The sequence below is a fragment of the Pseudoalteromonas sp. DSM 26666 genome (assembly GCF_900116475.1).
Classification (GTDB): domain Bacteria; phylum Pseudomonadota; class Gammaproteobacteria; order Enterobacterales; family Alteromonadaceae; genus Pseudoalteromonas; species Pseudoalteromonas tetraodonis.
Genome location: NZ_FPAR01000001.1, coordinates 819,413 through 840,138, shown reverse-complemented (window position 1 = coordinate 840,138; position 20,726 = coordinate 819,413). Strand labels below are relative to the sequence as shown.

Annotated in this window: 22 protein-coding genes and 2 tRNA genes; 17 read left to right on the top strand and 7 right to left on the bottom strand. The window is 39.7% G+C overall.

Annotated elements, in window-relative coordinates; all coding sequences use genetic code 11:
- Window positions 1-157 precede the first annotated feature (157 nt).
- Together BM380_RS03770 and BM380_RS03765 are read left to right on the top strand one after the other, a co-directional pair.
- On the top strand, window positions 158-406 hold the full coding sequence (locus BM380_RS03770; protein WP_008114111.1) for a hypothetical protein: 249 nt from the start codon (window positions 158-160) through the stop codon (window positions 404-406).
- A gap of 181 nt (window positions 407-587) precedes the next feature.
- Window positions 588-1,130, top strand: a complete 543-nt coding sequence (locus tag BM380_RS03765; protein ID WP_090492991.1) for a class I SAM-dependent methyltransferase — start codon at window positions 588-590, stop codon at window positions 1,128-1,130.
- 17 nt (window positions 1,131-1,147) lie between these two features.
- Here the strand turns inward: BM380_RS03765 and BM380_RS03760 are convergent, their stop codons facing one another.
- The 3 genes from BM380_RS03760 to BM380_RS03750 are packed head-to-tail and all read right to left on the bottom strand — an operon-like array spanning window position 1,148 to window position 4,794.
- Window positions 1,148-2,869 (bottom strand): GGDEF domain-containing response regulator, encoded by a 1,722-nt coding sequence (locus BM380_RS03760; protein WP_254772046.1) that lies wholly within the window; start codon window positions 2,867-2,869, stop codon window positions 1,148-1,150.
- A gap of 24 nt (window positions 2,870-2,893) precedes the next feature.
- Window positions 2,894-3,316, bottom strand: coding sequence for a response regulator (locus BM380_RS03755; protein WP_058154424.1), 423 nt, complete (start codon window positions 3,314-3,316; stop codon window positions 2,894-2,896).
- Complete coding sequence (locus BM380_RS03750; RefSeq protein WP_090492987.1) at window positions 3,313-4,794, bottom strand: PAS domain-containing sensor histidine kinase; 1,482 nt, start codon at window positions 4,792-4,794, stop codon at window positions 3,313-3,315. The genes BM380_RS03755 and BM380_RS03750 overlap by 4 nt, the downstream gene beginning before the upstream one ends.
- 628 nt (window positions 4,795-5,422) lie before the next feature.
- On the opposite strand from BM380_RS03750, the gene BM380_RS03740 reads away from it, so the two are divergent.
- From BM380_RS03740 to BM380_RS03730, 3 genes are read left to right on the top strand one after another with little or no spacing between them, the layout of a single operon-like run.
- Window positions 5,423-5,689, top strand: coding sequence for a hypothetical protein (locus BM380_RS03740; RefSeq protein ID WP_090492985.1), 267 nt, complete (start codon window positions 5,423-5,425; stop codon window positions 5,687-5,689).
- 30 nt (window positions 5,690-5,719) lie between these two features.
- A complete protein-coding gene (locus BM380_RS03735) occupies window positions 5,720-6,424 on the top strand; it encodes a hypothetical protein (protein WP_090492983.1) in 705 nt (234 codons plus the stop codon).
- Window positions 6,425-6,483: 59 nt separating this feature from the next.
- Window positions 6,484-6,948: a DUF4468 domain-containing protein gene (locus tag BM380_RS03730; protein WP_090492981.1), complete on the top strand. Its 465-nt coding sequence runs from the start codon at window positions 6,484-6,486 to the stop codon at window positions 6,946-6,948.
- Between the two features lie 52 nt (window positions 6,949-7,000).
- Here the strand turns inward: BM380_RS03730 and BM380_RS03725 are convergent, their stop codons facing one another.
- The 4 genes from BM380_RS03725 to BM380_RS03710 all read right to left on the bottom strand — a co-directional run bounded on the left by BM380_RS03725 (window position 7,001) and on the right by BM380_RS03710 (window position 9,363).
- Window positions 7,001-7,777 (bottom strand): hypothetical protein, encoded by a 777-nt coding sequence (locus tag BM380_RS03725; RefSeq protein WP_139232423.1) that lies wholly within the window; start codon window positions 7,775-7,777, stop codon window positions 7,001-7,003.
- Between the two features lie 157 nt (window positions 7,778-7,934).
- Complete coding sequence (locus tag BM380_RS03720; RefSeq protein WP_090492977.1) at window positions 7,935-8,258, bottom strand: site-specific integrase; 324 nt, start codon at window positions 8,256-8,258, stop codon at window positions 7,935-7,937.
- 288 nt (window positions 8,259-8,546) lie between these two features.
- Window positions 8,547-8,623 (bottom strand) — tRNA-Pro (locus BM380_RS03715).
- Window positions 8,624-8,739: 116 nt separating this feature from the next.
- Window positions 8,740-9,363 carry an arylesterase gene (locus tag BM380_RS03710; RefSeq protein ID WP_033102626.1) on the bottom strand — a complete coding sequence of 208 codons (624 nt, stop codon included), beginning with the start codon at window positions 9,361-9,363 and terminating at the stop codon, window positions 8,740-8,742.
- Here BM380_RS03710 and BM380_RS03705 point away from each other — a divergent pair, their 5' ends adjacent.
- From BM380_RS03705 to BM380_RS03650, 12 genes are all read left to right on the top strand, one after another.
- Complete coding sequence (locus BM380_RS03705; protein ID WP_008114127.1) at window positions 9,364-10,077, top strand: ABC transporter ATP-binding protein; 714 nt, start codon at window positions 9,364-9,366, stop codon at window positions 10,075-10,077.
- Entirely contained in the window at window positions 10,067-12,568 is a 2,502-nt protein-coding gene (locus tag BM380_RS03700; RefSeq protein ID WP_090492976.1) for an ABC transporter permease, read from the top strand. The genes BM380_RS03705 and BM380_RS03700 overlap by 11 nt, the downstream gene beginning before the upstream one ends.
- 132 nt (window positions 12,569-12,700) lie before the next feature.
- Entirely contained in the window at window positions 12,701-13,225 is a 525-nt protein-coding gene (gene ruvC, locus BM380_RS03695) for a crossover junction endodeoxyribonuclease RuvC (RefSeq protein WP_008114131.1), read from the top strand.
- Window positions 13,226-13,227: 2 nt separating this feature from the next.
- Window positions 13,228-13,845: a Holliday junction branch migration protein RuvA gene (gene ruvA / locus BM380_RS03690; RefSeq protein ID WP_090492974.1), complete on the top strand. Its 618-nt coding sequence runs from the start codon at window positions 13,228-13,230 to the stop codon at window positions 13,843-13,845.
- 7 nt (window positions 13,846-13,852) lie between these two features.
- Complete coding sequence (gene ruvB, locus BM380_RS03685) at window positions 13,853-14,860, top strand: Holliday junction branch migration DNA helicase RuvB (protein WP_013464636.1); 1,008 nt, start codon at window positions 13,853-13,855, stop codon at window positions 14,858-14,860.
- 874 nt (window positions 14,861-15,734) lie between these two features.
- Window positions 15,735-16,439 (top strand): protein TolQ, encoded by a 705-nt coding sequence (gene tolQ / locus BM380_RS03680; RefSeq protein WP_016899821.1) that lies wholly within the window; start codon window positions 15,735-15,737, stop codon window positions 16,437-16,439.
- The gene (tolR, locus tag BM380_RS03675) at window positions 16,426-16,857 is read left to right on the top strand and encodes a protein TolR (protein ID WP_016899822.1); all 432 of its coding nucleotides are present in this window, start codon (window positions 16,426-16,428) and stop codon (window positions 16,855-16,857) included. The genes tolQ and tolR overlap by 14 nt, the downstream gene beginning before the upstream one ends.
- 4 nt (window positions 16,858-16,861) lie before the next feature.
- Window positions 16,862-17,767 carry a cell envelope integrity protein TolA gene (tolA, locus tag BM380_RS03670; RefSeq protein WP_024601153.1) on the top strand — a complete coding sequence of 302 codons (906 nt, stop codon included), beginning with the start codon at window positions 16,862-16,864 and terminating at the stop codon, window positions 17,765-17,767.
- Between the two features lie 8 nt (window positions 17,768-17,775).
- Window positions 17,776-19,134, top strand: coding sequence for a Tol-Pal system beta propeller repeat protein TolB (gene tolB, locus BM380_RS03665; protein ID WP_013464640.1), 1,359 nt, complete (start codon window positions 17,776-17,778; stop codon window positions 19,132-19,134).
- A 35-nt stretch (window positions 19,135-19,169) separates the two neighbouring features.
- Window positions 19,170-19,709: a peptidoglycan-associated lipoprotein Pal gene (gene pal / locus BM380_RS03660; RefSeq protein WP_013464641.1), complete on the top strand. Its 540-nt coding sequence runs from the start codon at window positions 19,170-19,172 to the stop codon at window positions 19,707-19,709.
- A gap of 13 nt (window positions 19,710-19,722) precedes the next feature.
- Window positions 19,723-20,475, top strand: a complete 753-nt coding sequence (ybgF, locus tag BM380_RS03655; RefSeq protein ID WP_016899823.1) for a tol-pal system protein YbgF — start codon at window positions 19,723-19,725, stop codon at window positions 20,473-20,475.
- A gap of 171 nt (window positions 20,476-20,646) precedes the next feature.
- Window positions 20,647-20,722, top strand: a tRNA-Lys gene (locus BM380_RS03650).
- The last annotated feature ends 4 nt before the right edge of the window (window positions 20,723-20,726 follow it).

The following is a 20,726-nucleotide window of genomic DNA, read 5'->3' as shown; positions in this document are numbered from 1 at the left end:
CCCCGCATTTGCGGGGTTTTTAGTTTATGATGCCGATGCTTTATAGCGCGTTGTTATTGTTTTGCTATAAGGTGGTTTAAGTTTTTACTGTGTGCTGTAAAATAACTGCATATTTTTTACAGACTCGCTATGGCGAGCAACACATAGAGCAACCACAATGGAAAATAAACTAACCGCAATCGACACTCTCGCTGAACTTGAAAGCTTTTTACTGCAAGTGGAAAACGGCGGTTTAGGTTTAACTGGCGTAGCAGGCGTGGGCATGGCAACTAATAATGCCGACGGCAGCCGTTTTGTCGCGGTGTTTGATGACAAGCAACAACTTTTATTAGCCCGTGAAATTACCGAAGAGATTTTTCAAAGCGGCCAAGATATGGTGCGCAACGGCGTAGGGCGTAAGCACTAATACCTTACTACTAATTTAAAAAGCGCCAAATGGCGCTTTTTTTGTGGTTTATTTTAAACAGGTGTTAAATATAAAATAAATTTATACTAACGGTGCTCTTTGTAATGGTTTTACTATATAGAAACAAATAATCGATAAGGTGAGATTATGATGATTCAACCGTTATTAGGTGTTAGTTAGTATGGACTTTATTGCTACCGCATTTTTCTTTTTAGTCCTTCTAATCGCTTTATCTATTGTTTGGGGCACGCTAAAAACGGGAATTTCACCGATGATGAGCTCAAGCAAAGCGCGCCAAACTATGCTTGCTGCAATAAGCATGGATGAAAAAGGCGCATTAATTGATTTAGGTTCAGGTTGGGGAACGCTTGTTATACCGGTTGCCAAAAAGCATCCTAATAAACAGGTTATTGGCTATGAGTTATCGTGGTTTCCTTGGTTAATTTCAATGCTTTTTAAATATAGTTTAGGTTTAGATAACCTTACCCTCTATCGTAAAGACTTTAAAAATGCCGATCTCAGTTCTGCGTCTACTTTGGTGTGTTACTTGTTTCCAGGTGGTATGGTAGCGCTTGAAGAAAAGTTAAAACATGACGTAGTTAATAATAAAATCACTATTGTGAGTAACACCTTCGCTTTGCCATCATATAAACCAACTAGAGTGATCAAGCTTAAAGATTTTTACCAAACACCAATTTATGTGTATCACTGGCAACCCAAATAGAGGAATATTATTTAGGGTCAGTGCTTAGTTGATGTCATATTTTTTATCCATAAGTTCATCTTCTCTGCAGACATTGGTTTGGCAATATAATAGCCTTGCCCATGATAGCAACCCATGCCTATAAGTACTTTTTCGAGCTCTTGTGACTCTATCCCCTCTGCAACTAGGTTATACCCAAATGCTTTACTTAGCGCCACGATACACGTAACGATGGACTTGTCTTCATGGTCTGATAGGAGCTTTTTAACAAAGCTTTGATCTATTTTTAATGTATCTAAAGGTAATTTTTTTAAATAACTCAACGAAGCGTAACCTGTACCAAAGTCGTCTAACGCAATACTTACACCTAAATTCCTACAGCCATTGAGAACGTCGACTGCCTGTTCAACGTTTCCAATTGTAGTGCTCTCTAAAATTTCTAATTCGAGGGTTTTTGGTTTTATATTATTAGTGCTGATGAGTAACTCTCTGAGGTTTTCAACAAAGCCCTCACTAAGCAAATGAGCTGGAGAGATGTTTACACTCATAGAAAGATGATTTCTTGTCCAAATTTTATGCTGTTTTAAGGCCTCAGCAAGTACCCATTCACCAATTAAAATACCAATGTGTGGATGCTCTAATGCCTCTGAAAAGTGACCAGGATAAAGTAAACCCAAAATAGGGTGATTCCAGCGTATTAAGGCTTCAACGCCAATCAACTGGTGATCCATCAAATTGACCTTTGGTTGATAATGTAAAATAAACTCTTTGCGAGCAATGCCTTTTTCAGCAGCCAATAATAAATCATGTTTTGCATGCCTTAGGCTTTCTTCTTCTGGATCAAAAAACAGAATTCGGTTTGTTCCTGATCTTTTTGCTTGGTACATTGTTTGATCGGCTCTGCGTAAAATGTCATCACAAGTTAAGCCATCACCACTGGGAAGTGCAACGCCGATGCTGACTGAAATTTGAACGGAGCACGAAAACTCTGCTAATTTTATTGGGTCGTTTACCTCAATCAGCACCTCTTGTAACAGAGTCTCATATTCTTGTATCGTATGCGCAGCCCCCCTTAATAAAAAGATAAACTCATCTCCGCCAATACGCGCGAGTGTATCTTCTTTGCGTAATGTGCTTTTTAGTCTTTGGGCAATAGTTTTCAAAACGAAGTCACCGGTTTCGTGACCGTATTTGTCATTAATGGGTTTAAAATTATCTAAATCTAAATAGGCAACGGCGAGCTTTTGCTCAGATGTAATGGCTTGTTGGAGTTGATCAATTAAAATAGGGCGGCTTGCTAAGCCTGTTAGGCTATCGTAGTGTGCCATGTCATGAAGTTTTTTTTCTAAGTTTGCGCGTTGAATGGAGCTAGATATAGAGTGTATCAACTGATCGCTTTTTAATTGATTTTTAAGTAAATAATCGCTTGCTCCTAGCCGCATAGCTTCTGCTGCTATTTTTTCATCTCCTAAGCCCGTGATCATAATCACAGCACAGTGGTTATTTTCAGTCTTTCTAATATTATTTAGCAGGGTAAGCCCCGATCCGATACCTAATCGGTAATCAACAATGACACAATCAAACTCACCATGTTCAAGATAAGACATCGAGCTTTCAATAGAGGATGCCTCTGAAATTTTCGCCTGTATATTAGAGCGAGATATCATACGACGTATTTGTTCTCTATCAACCGCATCGTCATCAACAATGAGTAGGTTAATACTGTCGCAGGTTTCAAAATTATCTATTGAAGTTATCATATCCATATCTCTTGCTAAGATGGCTTATTCAAGCTCAACGGCATGTATATAAGCATCCATAAGTGTCGCTAATTTGGCAAACTGCGGGCCAATTGCATGTTTCACCATATAACCTGCTACGTTGTTATGGTACGCGCGAGTGCGGTCGTTATCCTCATTGGAGGTCGTGAGTATAAATACAACGGTATCGTTTAATTTTTTATCTTTACGAATATGCTCTAAAAATTCAAACCCATTCATTACTGGCATATTTAGGTCTAGCAATACTAAGTAGGGCTCTGATATTTCTTTTTGTTGTGCTTTTTCTCGTAACGCATCTAACGCCAGCTTTCCATTTTGTTTCCAAATTATTTTAATTTTAGGATCCACTTTTTTTAGGCTTCTTGTTACGGCTTCCGCGGCAACATCATCGTCTTCAACAAGCAGTATAGATAGATTTTTGATCATAAATTCTCTTTCCTTGCAAAGCGCGGCCACCAAACATGAAATGTAGACCCTTTTTGCGGTTCATTTGAGCTAACGGAAATGCGCCCACCATGAGCTTGTGCCAAACGCCGACTAATAGACAGCCCAATACCTGAGCCTGACTTATCGTCAGAGGTTGTTTGAAATAAACTAAAAATACGTTCGTAAGCTTCTGGTGGTATACCGGGGCCATCATCAGAAACGGTTATATGGCAAAGCGTATTTTCTGCTACACAACGAATTTTTATACTTCCTTCTTCACTGTCGTGATGTTTAATGGCATTACTTAACAAATTGCGAACAACGGTTTCAAGCGGCGTCCATGCAGTGACGATGGTATTTAATTGAATGTCTTTATGAAGCTTCATTCCAGCAGGTAAATCTAACAGTTCGGTGACGTTAGAGATTAATTTATGAATATCGATTACTTGAGTATCTAGGGTAGCTTTCCCCGCCCTTGCATAGGCCAATAAATTATCAATTAACGTCTCCATTTTATGAATACGATCATCAATACGCGTTAAGTTGTATTCTACTTCAGGCGTGGTAGTGCCCAAATCTTCTTTTATCCATTCAATTAAGTTTGAAATGCCCCGCAATGGAGAGCGTAAATCATGAGAGGCCACATAGGTAAATTCTTTCAGGCTAGTGTTATTTTCTTTTAGCTCAGTTTCCATTCGTTTTCGTTCTGTTATATCTAACAACGAAACAAATACCATGTCTTCATCATTGGTGTTTATAAAAGGACTCAAGCCTACTTCAACCGGGAATTCTTTACCGTCTTTGTGTAACGCGGTTAAATCTCTGCCTACTCCCATACTTCTTACACTGGGTTCACGATGAAATGAATGACGAAGTGCTGAGTGATGTCCTTGGTAGCGCTGGGGCAACAGCATTTCCATTTTTTTATCGAGTAGTTCTATTTCACTGTAGCCAAAAGATTTGCATAACGATTGATTTACCGCTTGTATAATGCCTGCTTGGTCAACTATTAACACACCATGTGGCGCAGCCTGAATAGATCGTTGAAACATATTATTTGCGCGCAGCCTTTGCGATATATCAACCAATGTAGCTAAAACTAATTCTTGTTGTCCGTGTATTGGGTTTAAACCTATTTCAATTGGGATTTGCTTACCACTTTTTTGACTCGCAAATAACTCACGGCCTTCACCCATTAAGCGTTTTCGAGGGTTAGCAAAAAACTGACTCATCAAGTGGGTATGATTGGCTTTAAATTGAGCTGGAAGTAAACTATCTATGTTCATCCCTATGAGTTCTGAATCCTCATAGCCTAGTATTTCAGATAGTTGATTATTGGCAAAAAGGATCTGAGCATCAGTATTAACTACCATTGCCCCCATGGGTAAACAATTAACTAGTTGAGTTAAAAATGCTTCATCCATATTTACAGTTAAACTTGGTGAGTTAGATTTTTTATTTACTTTTTTAAGGTCCATCAAGCATCCCGCAAGTAAATTTAGTTCCCATAATATAGTAATAGTCGAACAAGTAATGAACAGCAAATCTAGCGAAAGATCATGTTATTTAAATGCTCATTTTAATAGTTTTTTCTTATATTTTAGCGAGTCATCATGGTTGAAAAAGGTGCATTGATTTATTTAGGTTTGGGGAATGTTGGTTGTAATGCTTATTAAATATAGCTTGGGTTTAAATAACCTACACTTTAATGTAACAACTTTAAAAGTGCTGATTTTAGTACAGCGTCTTCTCTGGTATGTTACCTGATGGTATGGCAGCGCTTGAAGAAAAGTTAAAACAAAACGTGCTTAAAAACAGCACCATTGTGAGTAACACCTTCGCTTTGCCATGATATAAACCAACTAAAGTGATCAAGTTTAAAGATTTTTACCAAACGCCTATTTATGTGTATCACTGGCTACCAAAATAAACTTTGCCTGAAGTCTTAACACATACGGTACCCGCTTTGTCGGCGTGTCGTATGCAAGCAAAGTTTTAGTCTGTGAAATTATCAAAGGATTTTTTAAGTGCTATTTTGTTATCGTTTGGAAGATAGTTAAGAGCGATAAATGATCATTAATGGATTGTGATGTCTGAAGTCAAGATTTGACCCGTTTGCTTTATTATGAAGAGCAAGAAAAAGACCAATTAGCCCAAGAAGAGTTGTTGAAGCTTTTTAATAGCTTGAAGAGTGAGCCTAATATGCACCTAATGAATAGCTATACCTCAGATGCTTATGATAATTATAGAGAGCGGTATGCAAAAGGGTATAGTATATTTAATAAGGCGCCAAACTCATTGCCAGCCCATGAATTACGAAGCGTTAAAAATGAAATATTAAGAATATTGGGCGTTCCAGAAAAATCTTATTGATATATAACTATAATTTAAAAAGGGATATTTATGAAATCTTCTAAACCTGCTTTTAAGCCTTCTATAGCTTTTTCTCCTGAACTAAAACCAGTGAGTATCAGTTCAATTAAAGAAACTACAAAATATTTACGTAAGCACTATCAAAAAATAGAGCAGATATTTAGTACTGAATTTGACGAGCTATGTGAAGAAGCCAGAGATGAAGATGAGCTTATGGATGGGGAAGCAAATCAATTTGGTGAATATAATGGTTCTGATTTGTGGATGGTAGCTAAGGAAATTGATTTTATTCATATCCGGATGCATCGATACTCAACAGTATTGTCACTTTATGCTGTTTTAGATAAAACGTTAAAAATTTTTTGTCGGGGTATTGACGACAGACATAAAGGCAAAATTAGGTTAAAAGACTTAAAAGGAACTGGAATTCAATTGTATTTCAATTATCTAACAAAGGTTTGTGATTTTTCATTTGATCCAGTTAATGACAGTTGGTCAAGTATTCAAACATTAAGAAGAATTAGAAATTCTATAATGCACAGTACAGGAGATGTTGATCTTGATGATGATGGTAAAGACAATTTCATAAAACATATTGAAAGAGAAAAGCATGTTTATTTTATTGAAAAACATCTTTTGATGGTTAAAGAGGAGTATATATTTCAAGCAATTGATGATGTTGAAAAATTTTTAACCTATATACTGGATTATTCAAATAAGAAACTTCAGTTTTAATTTGATATTTATTTTCACAGACGAGCAGAAAAAAGTTTAATAATTTAAAAAATGCTTTATTGGCCAGCGTATTAACTGTAGCTGCTGGCTGTCAAACAACACAATATACACCTGTAGAAGTAACAGATGTTGTAAACGTTCCAAACCAAAGCCAAGATGAAATATACAATAAAACTCGTCAATGGTTTTCACAGTATTTTGTATCTGGTGAGTCGGTAGTGGATTACGAAGATCCAAAAACTGGCACTATTATTGGTAATGGCATTGCTGACAATGGTACTGATATGATGGGGATTATTCGTTATAGCTTTAAATACAATATTCGTATTGATACCAAAGAGGGTAAGTTTCGTGCGATCACTAAAATAGTTGAGCACACCAATACGGATAATAAAAGTACCTATGCAACATCTTATGTTACTGATGAACGCAGCGCTGCTGCTGAGCAAAAGGTAAAAGAGATAGTAAGTAATATTGAGAGCTATGTTACGAGCGCAAGACACGATAGTAAATCTAATTGGTAATTATAAAAAAAGCCTACGGATGTAGGCTTTTTATTAAGTGAGAAGCTGAGTTTCACATACTCTCTAGTTCATTTACTCTCTCAATTGCTTTCGCAAGCTTATCTTTTTGTTCTTGGTTCCATTGAAACTTCCCGATACCTGGCACTGGTGCTGAAGCAACGGCTTTTCCTGATGCGAGCATTTCTTTAATTTCCTTACTTACTTTATCCTGGCTTAACGGTACACCAACTTCGTTAGCTGCAGGTGATGTAGATATATTCACTACGAACCCCCTTTCCATGATTGCATCTACGATGCATTGATAATTAAATTCTGTATGTTCTAGGTTAGTTTCGCCACTATTAAAGTCGACAAATCTAACAATGTTACTAGTATATATATCTGCATTTGATGCAGTTTCTATAGCTTTTTTAGCACAGCGATTGAGGTCCCAACAGCTTGCTGCGTGGATATCGCCTGAACCACTAAAAACAGAAATAACCCTTTCTGTTTCATAACAAAACATTGCTTTTTTATTACCTGCGTCAAAGATTATTTCATCTTTTAGTTTATCTATTATTAACAGACTAATAACGTTTTGACCATTAATATCGGTCGGTGGAAGTGATTTTGGATCTCTTGATGTGTACCACCATTTTTTCCACTGAGCTATTAACACACCATTCCCAGCAAGTACAAGTACACTGTTGGTCAGATCCGCTATTTTTTCAAATTCACAGTCGTCAACATATGCAACGTATTTTTTCCCATCGGAAAGTACTAAATTTGCAGACCAGCGAGTGTCGCTTGATACCTGCCTTCCATCAATATCGTAAACAGTAGTAGTCACTGTAAAATCCCTTCTTTTTTGCATATTGTACATAACTGGAATAGCAAATGATATATAGATGAAGTAAATCCTTTTTACATTTGATTATTTATAGCACAAGAAACTTAACGTAAAGTGAAGTCAGTATGATTTTCAAGCAATCCATCTCATTTGCGGTTTAACTTAGGTTTACGGTTAAGTTAGGCACTTGCACCCATTCAATCTGTTTGCCGAATTCGGTGTGGATTTTGGTTGATTTGCTGTCTGAGTGACCCATGCGGGTTTGTGGGTCCCAGCTTTGGGCTTTTATTAGGCGTGCTGATAGGCCGCGTATTTCGTGATAAGTTGGGCGTTCTTCTGGTTTTAGGTTGTTGTATAGGCCTAGTTGGTCGCGTACGTTTGAAAATTCGCGGCTGATGTTTTTGCTGACTATTTGGGTGATGTGGTTTACCAATGCACTGGTTGGGTTTGAGTTCTTTTTAGAGAGAGCCAAAAGGGCCAAATCTTGACTTCAGACATCATAATTATTGAGTGCTTGCCCACAGCTGCATGTCAATAGACTCAAGCCAATACATCAAAATTAAAAGTAGATACGTGCTTTTTATTATTTGAAAAGTATTTAAACGAGGTGTGATGCCACATAATCTAAATACCATGGAAATCAAAAAGCAGAAAAAAGTCAATAAATTGGTTGGTGCGATAAATGTACGATATTTTTTTGTATTAAATTAGGTAGAACGAAAGGAAAATGGTTTTTATTGAATAAAACTAAGTTTTGAAGGGATTTAAATGGTCGGTATGGAGAGATTCGAACTCTCGACCCCTGCCACCCCATGACAGTGCGCTACCAAGCTGCGCCACATACCGACTTCGACTGCAATAGTACGTGTATTTTTAAAAAAATCAATAAGCATTTGTTTGTTTGGATGTTTATTGCGCAAGCGTTTAATATTAAGCGCTTGCGCCAGAAGTTTTACACGGCCTTACTCTTTATTTAACCACTGGTTGATCGTGTTATACATTTCATCTCGTAGTATTGGTTGCGCAGTTTTGTTAGGGTGTAAGTTATCGTTTTGCATTAGCTCGCTTTTGCCTGCTACTTTAAGTACAAAAAACGGCATTAAATACGAGCCTGTGGCTTTGCTAACACTGGCAAAACTATCGGTGAACATTTTACTGTAACGTGGGCCATAGTTAGGTGGAATATAAATTTCCATTAGCGCGGTTTGTGCATCTATTGCTTGGCTTTTTTCAATTAGAGCGGTCAAGTTGTCTTGCATTTTAGTAACTGGAAAACCGCGTAGACCGTCATTAGCGCCAAGCTCTATGAGCACATGAGTTGGTTGATATTGCTCAAGCAATGCATCAAGTCTGCGCAGGGCGCCACCAGTGGTTTCACCACTAATACTGGCATTAACTAAGTTGATATTGCGTTGCTCGGCATCGTATTTATCTTGTAACAATTGCACCCAGCCTTGTTCTTGTTTTAAGCCATAGGCTGCGCTTAAACTGTCACCAAGTATTAAAATCGTGTTGTTAGCTGCCGCAGTAAGCGGGTTAATAACTAAAAATAAAATAAATACAAAACGTAGGATTGAATGAGTCATATGTCAGCGCTTTCTCAATTAAATATAATTCAAGTAAATGGTTTGTCTAAAGTTGTATCTACCCTTGAAGGTGAGTTGTCCATCCTCAGCGACATCAGCTTTAATGTCAAGCACGGTGAGTCTGTTGCTGTTGTTGGCACGTCGGGCTCAGGTAAATCCACTTTATTAAGTTTATTAGCAGGGCTTGATACGGCAAGCAGCGGCGAAGTAATGTTAGATGGGGAGCCGCTGCACGAATTAGACGAAGAAGCGCGGGCCGCACTCAGAGCTGCAAAAGTTGGCTTTGTGTTTCAGTCTTTTATGTTGGTACAAAGTTTAACTGCACTTGAAAACGTGATGCTACCGGCAGAGCTTGCAGGTAAAGAAGACGCCAAAGAACAAGCGCTCGCTTTGCTTGAAAAAGTAGGCTTAAGCCATCGGGTTGATCATTACCCGTCGCAGTTATCTGGTGGTGAGCAACAACGTGTTGCGATTGCCCGTGCATTTGTTGGTTCACCAAAAATATTGTTTGCCGATGAGCCATCAGCTAACTTAGATAGCAAAAATGGCCATATGATTGAGTCGTTATTATTTGATTTAAATAAGCAAAACGGTACAACCCTCATTTTAGTCACTCACGATGAAGCCTTAGCACAAAAATGTGAACGCATTATTCAAATAGAGGCGGGGGAGCTGGTACAAAATTCAACAGAGGAAATGGCAAATGTGGGCTAAATTAGCGCTTAAACTATTTTCTCGTGAGTTTCGCCGTGGTGAACTAACCGTAATAAGCGCAGCCATTGCACTGGCAGTATTAACCGTGCTTACTTTATCTATGGTAACTGAGCGAATTGCACAAAGTATTGCGCAAAAAAGCAGTGCATTTATAGCAGCAGATCGTGTTCTTGCCAGCAATCACGCCATAGATACCGCCTTTATAACCAAAGCAGAACAACAAAACTTACAAACTGCACAAATGGTGTACTTTGACACTATGCTGTTTGCAAACGATCAAATGCAGTTTAGCTCGGTAAAGGCTGCATCAAACAGTTACCCGCTTAAAGGCCAATTGAAAGTTAAGTCGGGTTTGAATGCTCAAACTGAGGTTGCACCCGGTGCGCCAAGTCCTGGTAACGTATGGTTAAGTGAGTCAGTTTTTTATAGCTTAAACATAAACGTAGGCGACCAAGTTGAATTAGGTGCCGCGTTATTTAATGTTGAAAAGGTGATTGTAGAAGAACCCGATGCGCCATTTAATGTGTTCTCTAGTAGCCGTAGGGTGCTCATAAACATAGATGATGTGGCAAAAACCGAAGTAATACAGCCAGGCAGTCGTGTATTTTACCGCCAGTTATATGCAGGTGATGAAAACGACATCAATAGTTTTTACGATTGGTTAAAGCCGCAACTCAAAGAAAACCAAAATTGGTATGGTGTAAAAGACCGCCAGTCTCCTATTTCAAATAGCTTAAACAGAGCCGAAAGCTTTTTATTGTTAGCAGGTTTGCTGGGCATTATATTAGCCGCGGTTGCTATTGCAGTATCGGCTAAGCGCTATTGTGAGCGCCAATATGACCCAGTCGCAATGATGAAAACTTTAGGTGGCAGCCGCGACATGATCCGCAAAATTTACCTTATGCACTTATTAATGGTGTGTACCATGGCGGTAGTCGTTGGCCTTGCTATTGGTTACGGCTTACAAGAAGTTGCAACTGGTTACCTTGCAAAAAGCATGGGAACCGAATTGCCTATGGCAGGGTTTAAACCGTGGTTAGTGGCTATTAGCACCGGGGTTATTTGTGCGGTTATGTTTTCTATTAAGCCATTGTTAGATTTATTTGATATTCCACCACTTAGAGTGCTTCGCCGTAATTTAGGCGACCGCCTTGCGGTAAGTAAAATCCATTTAGGGCTTAGCGCCTTAACGGTATTTTTATTAATGTGGTTATTTAGTAACAATATTAAAATTACCCTTATTTTATTTGCCTCAACGCTTGCGCTTATTTTAGTGTTGTTTTTAATTTCTAAATTAATATTTGGCGGGGGCCGAAAGCTTGGTTTAAAGCCAGGTAACAGCTGGTCGTTGGCTATTGCGTCTATTCAAAAGCGCGCCAACGTTAATGCGGTGCAGCTAGTTAGTTTTTCGCTAGCGATTAAATTACTGTTGTTTTTAATTGTGCTAAAAAACGACATTATTTCGGATTGGCAGTCTCAGTTACCAAGCGATGCACCTAATGCCTTTTTGGTTAATATTACGCAAAATGAGCTGGATCCGGTAAATGAATACTTAGCGCAAAAAGGCATTCAAGTGTCGGAGTTTTACCCAACGATTCGTGGCCGCGTGAATGCAGTAAATGGCGAAGCAGTAGCACGTGAAGTGTCATTGCAAGACAACGAGAAAAAAGACGAAGAAGCCCGCTCAGGCATTGGCCGCGAGCTTAACTTAACTTGGCTTAACGAAGTCCCCTCACAAAATGACATTATAGATGGCCAGTGGTTTGGCGATGACGCAGTAGCTGAGGCCTCACTTGAAGAGTCGATGATGAAGCGCCTTGATGTGAAAATGGGCGATACCCTCACGTTTTTAATTGGTGCGCAGTCGTTCGACGCTAAAATTACCAGTGTACGTAAAGTTAATTGGGCCACGCTTAAACCTAACTTTTTCATTATTTTAAGCCCTGATGTGTTGAGCAGCTTTCCGGCCACCTATATTTCATCAGTACGTATTGAGCCTGAGCAAAAGCGCGACTTTAGCCAGCTATTGCGGGCATATCCCACTATTACAGCGATTGATGTAGACAACTTTGTTAAACAAATTCAATCGACTATTGAGCAAGTGTCGTTAGCTATTGGTTTTGTACTGGCTATAGTGGTGTTGTGTGGCGCGTTGGTACTTATATCGCAGGTGCAAGCGAGCTTAGGTGAGCGGATGCAAGAAATTGTGATACTGCGTACGTTAGGTGCTAAAAGCCGATTAATCAAAAATGCCACCTTGTATGAGTTTTTATTACTGGGCGGTTTAGCCGGACTGGTGGCTGCATTTTTCAGTGATATAGCACTGTTAATAGTGCAGCAGCAAATGTTTGATTTAGCGGGTAAGCTGCATCCTAACATATGGATTATAGGCCCCGTTGCTGGCGGCGTGTTTGTAGCAGGATTAGGCTATTTTATGATTGCCCGTACGCTTAAACAAAATACCCAAGGCTTAGTACGCGCATTGGCGTAAACTTTCCAGCCAAATAGCGTTTAAATGCCTACTTTTTAAGTAGGCATTTTTGTTTTTGCTTTGTACTGGTAATTTATACAGTGCTCTGGCATTATTAGCACTATTAATAAATAACAATAATGAGAGTGCTGTTTGGCCATAATTTTAGGGATCGATCCGGGCTCGCGTTTAACGGGTTACGGTGTGGTTGCGCATCAAGGTGCCAAGTTTACATACTTAGGCAGTGGCTGTATTAAATTAGCCGATCATGACTTTCCCACCCGACTTAAAATGATTTACCAGGGCATTACGCAACTTATAGAGCAATTTTCGCCTGAAACATTTGCTATAGAAAAAGTATTTATGGCGCATAACCCTGATTCTGCTTTAAAGCTAGGTCAAGCCCGTGGTGCTGCGATTGTCGGTGCCTCTATGGCCGACTTACCGGTTTTTGAATACTCAGCACGGCAAATAAAGCAAGCCGTTGTGGGTAACGGTGGGGCAGATAAATCGCAAGTTCAACATATGGTTAAAAACATACTTAAACTGCCAGGTACGCCGCAAGCCGATGCGGCGGATGCGCTTGCAATTGCAATTTGCCATGCCCACTCTGAACAAAATTTAATAAAACTAGCGGGTAGCGCAAGCAAAACCGTTAGAGGACGTCTAAGGAAATAACAATGATAGGTCGCTTAAACGGCGTGTTAGTTGAAAAACAGCCCCCAGAAATACTATTAGAAGTGAGCGGCGTTGGCTACGAAGTACAAATGCCAATGACCTGTTTTTACGATTTGCCTAAAGTAGGCGACAACGCCATTGTGTACACTCATTTTGTAGTACGCGAAGACGCACAGTTATTGTTTGGCTTTAATAATAAAACCGAACGTGCGTTATTTAGAGAGCTGTTAAAAGCCAATGGAGTAGGGCCTAAATTAGGCTTAGCCATTTTGTCGGGCATGTCGGCGCAGCAGTTTGTAAGTTGTGTAAATAATGAAGATGCCACTGCCTTGGTTAAACTGCCAGGGGTGGGCAAAAAGACCGCAGAGCGCTTAGTGCTCGAAATGAAAGACAGATTAAAAAATTGGGGTAATGACTTATTTACCCCATTTAGCGATAGCGCCGTAATAGAGCCTGCGAGCGATGCAACTATAGCCAATAATGCGGCCGATGATGCGGTTTCGGCGTTAGTGGCGCTCGGTTATAAATTGCCACAAGCGCAAAAAGCAGTAAAATCAGTAAGCAAACCCGATATTTCGACTGAGGTTCTAATTAAAGAATCTTTGAAATCAATGCTGTGAGTAAATTATGATCGAAGCTGATCGCTTAATAGATGCTGCTGAAAAAACCAACGAAGACACCATAGACCGTGCTATTAGGCCTAAGTTACTGGCCGACTATCGTGGTCAGCCGCATGTTAAGCAACAAATGGAAATATTTATTGAAGCTGCGCGCAGTCGTAGCGAAGCGTTGGATCACTTATTGATATTTGGCCCACCAGGCTTAGGTAAAACCACGCTTGCTAATATTGTGGCGAACGAATTAAACGTAAATATTAAAACCACGTCTGGGCCTGTGCTTGAAAAAGCGGGCGATTTAGCCGCATTGCTCACTAACCTTGAAGAAGGTGATGTACTGTTTATTGATGAAATTCACCGTTTGAGCCCGCAAGTTGAAGAAATACTCTACCCCGCAATGGAAGATTACCAGCTCGATATTATGATAGGTGAAGGCCCTGCAGCGCGTTCTATTAAGCTTGATTTACCCGCGTTTACACTCATTGGTGCAACTACCCGTGCGGGATCATTAACTTCTCCACTGCGTGACCGTTTTGGTATTGTTCAACGCTTAGAGTTTTACTCTGTGGAAGACTTATCACATATTGTGGGGCGCTCAGCGCATTATCTTAGTTTAGAAATGTGTGACGATGGCGCGGCCGAAATAGCCAAACGTTCGCGCGGTACGCCACGTATTGCAAATCGTTTATTGCGCCGTGTGCGCGATTACACCCAAGTAAAGTCAGACGGTACGGTTAATGCTGAGGTGGCCCAACAAGCCCTCGACATGATTGACGTTGATAAAAGCGGTTTTGATTACATGGATCGTAAATATTTACTCGCCATCATCGAAAAGTTTATGGGTGGCCCTGTTGGCCTTGACAACTTAGCCGCGGCAATAGGCGAAGAGAAAGAAACCATAGAAGATGTGATTGAACCATTTTTAATTCAACAAGGATTTATTCAGCGTACGCCGCGAGGGCGAATTGTCTCTGATAATGCGTACCACCATTTTGGCTTGTTACCTAAAAAAGATTAAATAACCAGAATAACTAGACTCTTTCTAAAGCCACTGTCATTTTAACGACAGTGGCTTTTTAGTATGAGCAAAGGCTAAATTTAGACGTATTTTACTTTGCCAATAATTCACTGAGCGTTAAGACATATCAGGCTATTGTGCGCCTGCTGTAACGTTACTGAGGCCGAGTGTAGCTGATTTGACAAATTGCGGGCAAAAAAAAGCCCGCAAATAATGCGGGCAAACAACAAGTTTAAGGAAGTAATCTAGGGAACTACGTTTTACTTATTGAGGTCATACCCCAAGAAGTAAAAAAGTAATACGAAATAAATCATATTACGAAGAACTGGATTCAATGAAATAGCTTTCATTTAATGCGCTAGCTCGGTATGGGAGAATAATACCGAAGCGGCAGAATTTGTTCAAACTAGAAAATTTATATTTTCAGATTAAAAAAACTAATAGCAGGGGTTTTCTGTTTTTACTTAATGTTGCATGTTAATTAACCATTAATTCTATAAGTTAATGAAATGCTTTGTTTATGTATACTAACATATAAACGTTCGGTATTAGTTTTACTATTACGTTAAGGTAAGCGTGTAGTGTTTATGAGTGCTTATGCATTAATTTTGAATAAACAGCGTATTTTTGTGACTCTTTAGTGAAATTAAGCGGGCTTACAGATAGCTTTATTGTTATTTATTTATACAGTAAAACAAGAGTTAAGTAGTAAAACTATTTTTTTAACGTTTTTTGTTGGCTATTCACAGCAATATCGTTGTCAGCAGGAAATACACTAGATACACTAGCTGAACTTTAATGGTGGCTAATGTGTTACAAAGTTACCTTACTCAAATAAATCAATTTGATGTTTTTAATTATTTAGGAGTTTAACGTGGGATCAGGGCTTAATTTTTTAGATCTAATTCTAGAAGCCAGTTTGCTTGTGCAATTAGTAATGCTAGCGTTGGTTGCTATGTCGGTTATGTCGTGGGCTATTATTTTTCAACGTAAAAAAGCCATCTCTGACGCCTTAGCAAATGCCAAAAAATTTGAGCAACGTTTTTGGTCTGGTGTTGACCTAAGTAAGTTATATAACGAAATTTCATCACGCGGTGGTCAATCAACGGGTATTGAAGCGTTATTCACCTCAGGTTTTAAAGAGTTTGCACGCCACAAAAAAAATACCTTTCAAAGTGCAGGCATTGTTATGGAAGGCACGCACCGTTCAATGCGGGTTGCGCTTTCTCGTGAAATAGAAAAACTAGAATCAAGCTTATCGTTTTTAGCAACCGTTGGGTCAATTAGCCCCTACATAGGTTTGTTTGGTACAGTATGGGGTATTATGAATGCCTTTATTGCTTTAGGTGAAGTAAAACAAGCAACCTTACAAATGGTTGCACCAGGTATAGCAGAAGCTTTGATTGCAACAGCAATGGGTTTATTTGCGGCTATTCCTGCCGTTATTGCCTATAACCGATTTGCTAATAAAGTTGAAAAGTTAGAATCTCATTATATTAACTTTATGGAAGAATTTGCCAATATTTTACACCGTCAAGCAGCTACCCAAATAGAGGCTCAAGCGAATGTACCAGCGTAAAAAGCGTCGCCCAGTCGCAGAAATTAATGTAGTACCATACATTGATGTAATGTTGGTGTTGCTTATTATATTTATGGCCACTGCGCCATTAATAACCCATGGCGTAAAAGTAGACCTACCAAAAATGGAAGAGTCAGACTTGGTTGATACCAAAGATACGCCGCCCATTATTGCCTCTATTGATTCGCAAGGTAAATACTATGTAAGCATAGGTACTGATCCGGAAGAGCCAATGGAAGCATTAGATGTAGCCGCTGTAATTAAACTACAACTAATGAAAAACCCTGATACCCCAGTAATGATTAAAGGCTCAGGTAAAGTGTCGTATCAAGAAGTGTTACTGCTCATGGATTTTTTGAAAAATGCAGGTGTACCATCGGTAGGCTTAATGACCGAATCCTTTGAGGGGACCAAGTAGTCATATGAATACGTCGTTAATCAAATCAGTAATACTGCATTTAGCATTAGGGGGATTTTTGTATGCATCAGCAAACATTCATCCACCTAAACCTAAAGTAATGGAAGTGACGCTTAATGCCGCCATTCCTGAGCCAGAAAATGCGGTGTCTGCTGTGACCGTGGATCAACAGCAGGTTGAGCAAAAAATTGCTGAGTTACGCAAAAAAGAAGAAGATAAAAAGCGCGCTGAAGATAAACGCATTCGTGATTTAGAACGCCGCGCAGCAGACGCACGTAAGCAAAGTGAATCTGAAGCAAGACGCATTAAAAAGCTAGAGCAGCAGCGCAAAGCTAAAGAGAAAGAAAGAGCCGAAGCCGAAGCTCAAGCTAAAAAAGCCCGCGAAATAGAGCAGCGTGAGCGAGCAAAAGCCAAACAAGCGCAAAAGCAAAAGCAAGAAGCTGAAGATGCTGCTAAAGCGGCTGCCGACAAACGCAAAGCCGAAGAAGCCGCGCTTAAAAAAGCGGAAGAAGAGCGTAAAAAACGTGCTGAAGAAGCCGAGCGTAAACGTCAGCAAGCATTGCAAGAACAAATACTGCAAGAGCAACTTGCCAAAGAGCAGGCTGCTCGTAATAAAATACGTCAACAGCAAGTAGTGAGTGAAGTTGATAAATACCGTGCATTAATTATGGCGCGTATTCAGCAAAACTTATTAATTGATGAAAAAATGAAAAACCAGCAATGCCGCATTAATCTCCGTCTTGGGTTTAATGGCTTGGTTACGCAGGTTAAGTCGTTAGGTGGTGATAAGTTAGTGTGTGAAGCTGCTTTAAGAGCGGTTCGCATGGCCGACACATTACCGGTATCGAAAGATAAAGACGTATTCGAACAATTAAAGAATATTAATATAACCATCGCGCCAGAGTTTTAAGGGATGACATGTTTAACAAAATTAAAATAGCCTGTTTAGTTTTAATATTAGGGTTTCAGGGTGTTGCACACGCGGCACTTGAAATTGTTATTACTGAAGGTATAGACGGTGCAAGACCGATTGCGATTGTGCCTTTTAAATACCAAGGTATTGGCCCTATTCCAGAGCAGCTTAGCGATGTTATTGCTGCTGATTTAATGCGCAGTGGTAAATTTAAGCCAGTTAGCGTTTCACAAATGCCTCAACAACCACATAAAGACGGCGATATTGATTACGGCGCTTGGGTTAATAAAGGCGTTGAAGCGGTTTTAGTGGGTGAAGTAGAACAGCAAACCAACGGACGTTACTTAGTACGTTATGAGCTTGTTGATGTTATTCGCGGCCAAATTACTGGCGGTGAAACACAAATGATGAGCAACGGTAAGCTTGTTCAAAGCCAAGACCATATTTTAGAAGCACGTCAAAGCGTAATTGGTGAAACTGGATTTCGTCGATACTCGCACCGCATTAGTGATGTTATTTATGAAAAGCTAACTGGCGAAAAAGGCGCGTTTTTAACAAAAATAGCCTATGTTATTGTACGTGATACCGAAGAAAAGCCTTATCAGTTAGTGGTTGCTGATTACGATGGTTTTAATGAACAAGTATTATTGCGTTCAAAAGAGCCATTAATGTCACCGGTTTGGTCACCTGACGGTACTAAGTTAGCGTATGTAACTTTTGAAAATCGCCAGAGCCAAATTTATATTCAAGACATTTATACGGGTAAACGCGAATTGATCACCAGCTACAAGGGAATTAACGGCGCGCCGCAATTCTCGCCAGATGGTAAAAAGTTACTGCTAGTGCTGTCAAAAGATAAAACTGGTGCAACTGAGGTTTACTTATTAGACTTACTAACACGTAAAGAGACGCGATTAACACGCCATCGTAGTATAGATACCGAACCTTCGTGGTACCCAAATGGTGAAGATATAGTATTTACGTCGGAAAGGGGTGGTAATGCTCAGATTTATAAGTTAAATTTAAAAACTGGCAGAACGCAAAGATTAACCTTTGACGGTGACATGAACCTAGCGGGTTCTATTTCGCCAGACGGAAAAGAATTAGTGATGGTAAACCGTACTAACGGACAGTATCATCTTGCTAAGAAAGAGTTGGCTACAGGTGCGTTTCAAGTTTTAACACGAACTCGCCTTGACGAATCACCGAGCATAGCGCCGAATGGCTCGATGATTATATACAGCACGCTCCACAATAATAAACAGGTACTTGCGCTAGTATCGATGGACGGCCGTTTTAAAGCACGTTTACCTGTGCTTGATGGACAAGTAAAGGCACCGGCTTGGTCGCCATATTTACAGTAATAATTGCTGGTTTACTCAAAATAGGAATCTACTCAATGCAACTTAACAAAATACTTAAAGGCCTGCTAATTGCTGTGCCAGTAATGACACTAGCAGCTTGTAGCTCATCTTCAGATATCGACGAAAATGCAGCTAACCAGTCAAACCAAGCAACTGTTGAGCAAACAACAACGGACACAGTTGAAGTAGCCACAATGACGCCAGAGCAACAAGCAGAAGAGCAACTTCGTCAAAAGTACGAAGCGCTTCGTCAAGAGCAAATTATCTACTTTGACTTTGATAAAGCGACAGTAGAAAGCAAATATGCAGACTTACTTCGTGCACACGCTGAGTTTTTAGTTAAAAATCCTTCTGTTAAAGTATTAATTGAAGGCCACGCAGATGAGCGCGGTACGCCAGAGTACAACATTGCACTTGGTGAGCACCGTGGACAAGCAGTTGAAAAATACCTACAAAGCTTAGGTGTTTCTGCAAGCCAAATGTCAGTAGTTAGCTACGGCGAAGAAAAGCCAATGGTTAAGACTCGCACAGAAGCAGCTTTCGCTAAAAACCGCCGTGCGGTACTAGTTTACTAAGATAAGAGATATTATGAAGCCGAAAATTATTTTGGCAGCCATGATATTGAGCGGGAGCACCCAGTTAATGGCTGCTCCCGCTCCTGTTTCAGAAGCTGCAAGTTCACAGTCAAGCATTGAAAAGCGTTTAGCAACACTTGAAAGTATGATGCAACAGCGTAATTTTTTACAAGTAGAGTTACAGCAACAGCTCAATTTACTGCAAGATGAAGTTAGTCAAATACGCGGAGTAACTGAAGAGCAAAGCTATAAGCTTGAAAAAGTACTCCAGCGTCAACGCGAGCTTTATCAAGAAATTGAGAACCGTGTTAGCCAAGCGTATGCAAAGCCGACCGCTCCAGCGCCTACAACAGACTACACACAGCCTAGTAATGAGCAGAGCTACAGCAGCGATTTATCTGAAAACGAAGCGTACGAACGTGCTGTTGCGCTTATAATGAAAGATAAACGCTACGACCAAGCTATTCCAGAATTTCAAGCGTTCTTAACAACGTATCCAAATTCAGTGTACACCTCAAACGCACATTATTGGCTGGGACAACTATTAACGATTAAAAATGACGGTGTAAAAGCAGCCGAGCACTTTAAAGTAGTTGTTAACGAATTTCCAAATTCAAATAAACGCCCAGATGCGATGTTAAAGCTTGGTACACTTTTACAAGAGCAAGGTTTGAAGGCAGAAGCACAAAAAATACTGAATGAGCTTATCAATCAGTACCCAAGTACAACTGCTGCTAAATTAGCCACAGATCGTTTATCAAAATAAATGTTGATGCTTGATTAGACTGCTTTTTGTCATAAGCGGTCTAAAATTGCTCAACTAGACATAAAAACTTAAAAAAAGAGACAATTTCGGTTGCACTCATTTTATAAATAAGTATTATAAGCGCCCGCAGCAAACGAATGGTAACCCCACTCGAAATGTGACAAAAAGAGCGGGTCATTAGCTCAGTTGGTAGAGCAGTGGACTTTTAATCCATTGGTCGATGGTTCAAGTCCATCATGACCCACCATTCT

Excerpts from the sequence above, each read along its gene's own strand:
- BM380_RS03700 (WP_090492976.1), top strand. The coding sequence starts at position 10,067 with ATGTGGGCTAAATTAGCGCTTAAACTATTTTCTCGTGAGTTTCGCCGT.
- BM380_RS03735 (WP_090492983.1), top strand. The coding sequence starts at position 5,720 with ATGAAATCTTCTAAACCTGCTTTTAAGCCTTCTATAGCTTTTTCTCCT.
- BM380_RS03760 (WP_254772046.1), bottom strand. The coding sequence starts at position 2,869 with ATGATAACTTCAATAGATAATTTTGAAACCTGCGACAGTATTAACCTA.
- BM380_RS03755 (WP_058154424.1), bottom strand. The coding sequence starts at position 3,316 with ATGATCAAAAATCTATCTATACTGCTTGTTGAAGACGATGATGTTGCC.
- ruvB (WP_013464636.1), top strand. The coding sequence starts at position 13,853 with ATGATCGAAGCTGATCGCTTAATAGATGCTGCTGAAAAAACCAACGAA.
- tolR (WP_016899822.1), top strand. The coding sequence starts at position 16,426 with ATGTACCAGCGTAAAAAGCGTCGCCCAGTCGCAGAAATTAATGTAGTA.
- BM380_RS03705 (WP_008114127.1), top strand. The coding sequence starts at position 9,364 with ATGTCAGCGCTTTCTCAATTAAATATAATTCAAGTAAATGGTTTGTCT.
- BM380_RS03750 (WP_090492987.1), bottom strand. The coding sequence starts at position 4,794 with ATGGACCTTAAAAAAGTAAATAAAAAATCTAACTCACCAAGTTTAACT.
- BM380_RS03770 (WP_008114111.1), top strand. The coding sequence starts at position 158 with ATGGAAAATAAACTAACCGCAATCGACACTCTCGCTGAACTTGAAAGC.
- tolB (WP_013464640.1), top strand. The coding sequence starts at position 17,776 with ATGTTTAACAAAATTAAAATAGCCTGTTTAGTTTTAATATTAGGGTTT.
- BM380_RS03710 (WP_033102626.1), bottom strand. The coding sequence starts at position 9,363 with ATGACTCATTCAATCCTACGTTTTGTATTTATTTTATTTTTAGTTATT.
- ybgF (WP_016899823.1), top strand. The coding sequence starts at position 19,723 with ATGAAGCCGAAAATTATTTTGGCAGCCATGATATTGAGCGGGAGCACC.
- BM380_RS03765 (WP_090492991.1), top strand. The coding sequence starts at position 588 with ATGGACTTTATTGCTACCGCATTTTTCTTTTTAGTCCTTCTAATCGCT.
- ruvA (WP_090492974.1), top strand. The coding sequence starts at position 13,228 with ATGATAGGTCGCTTAAACGGCGTGTTAGTTGAAAAACAGCCCCCAGAA.
- pal (WP_013464641.1), top strand. The coding sequence starts at position 19,170 with ATGCAACTTAACAAAATACTTAAAGGCCTGCTAATTGCTGTGCCAGTA.
- tolA (WP_024601153.1), top strand. The coding sequence starts at position 16,862 with ATGAATACGTCGTTAATCAAATCAGTAATACTGCATTTAGCATTAGGG.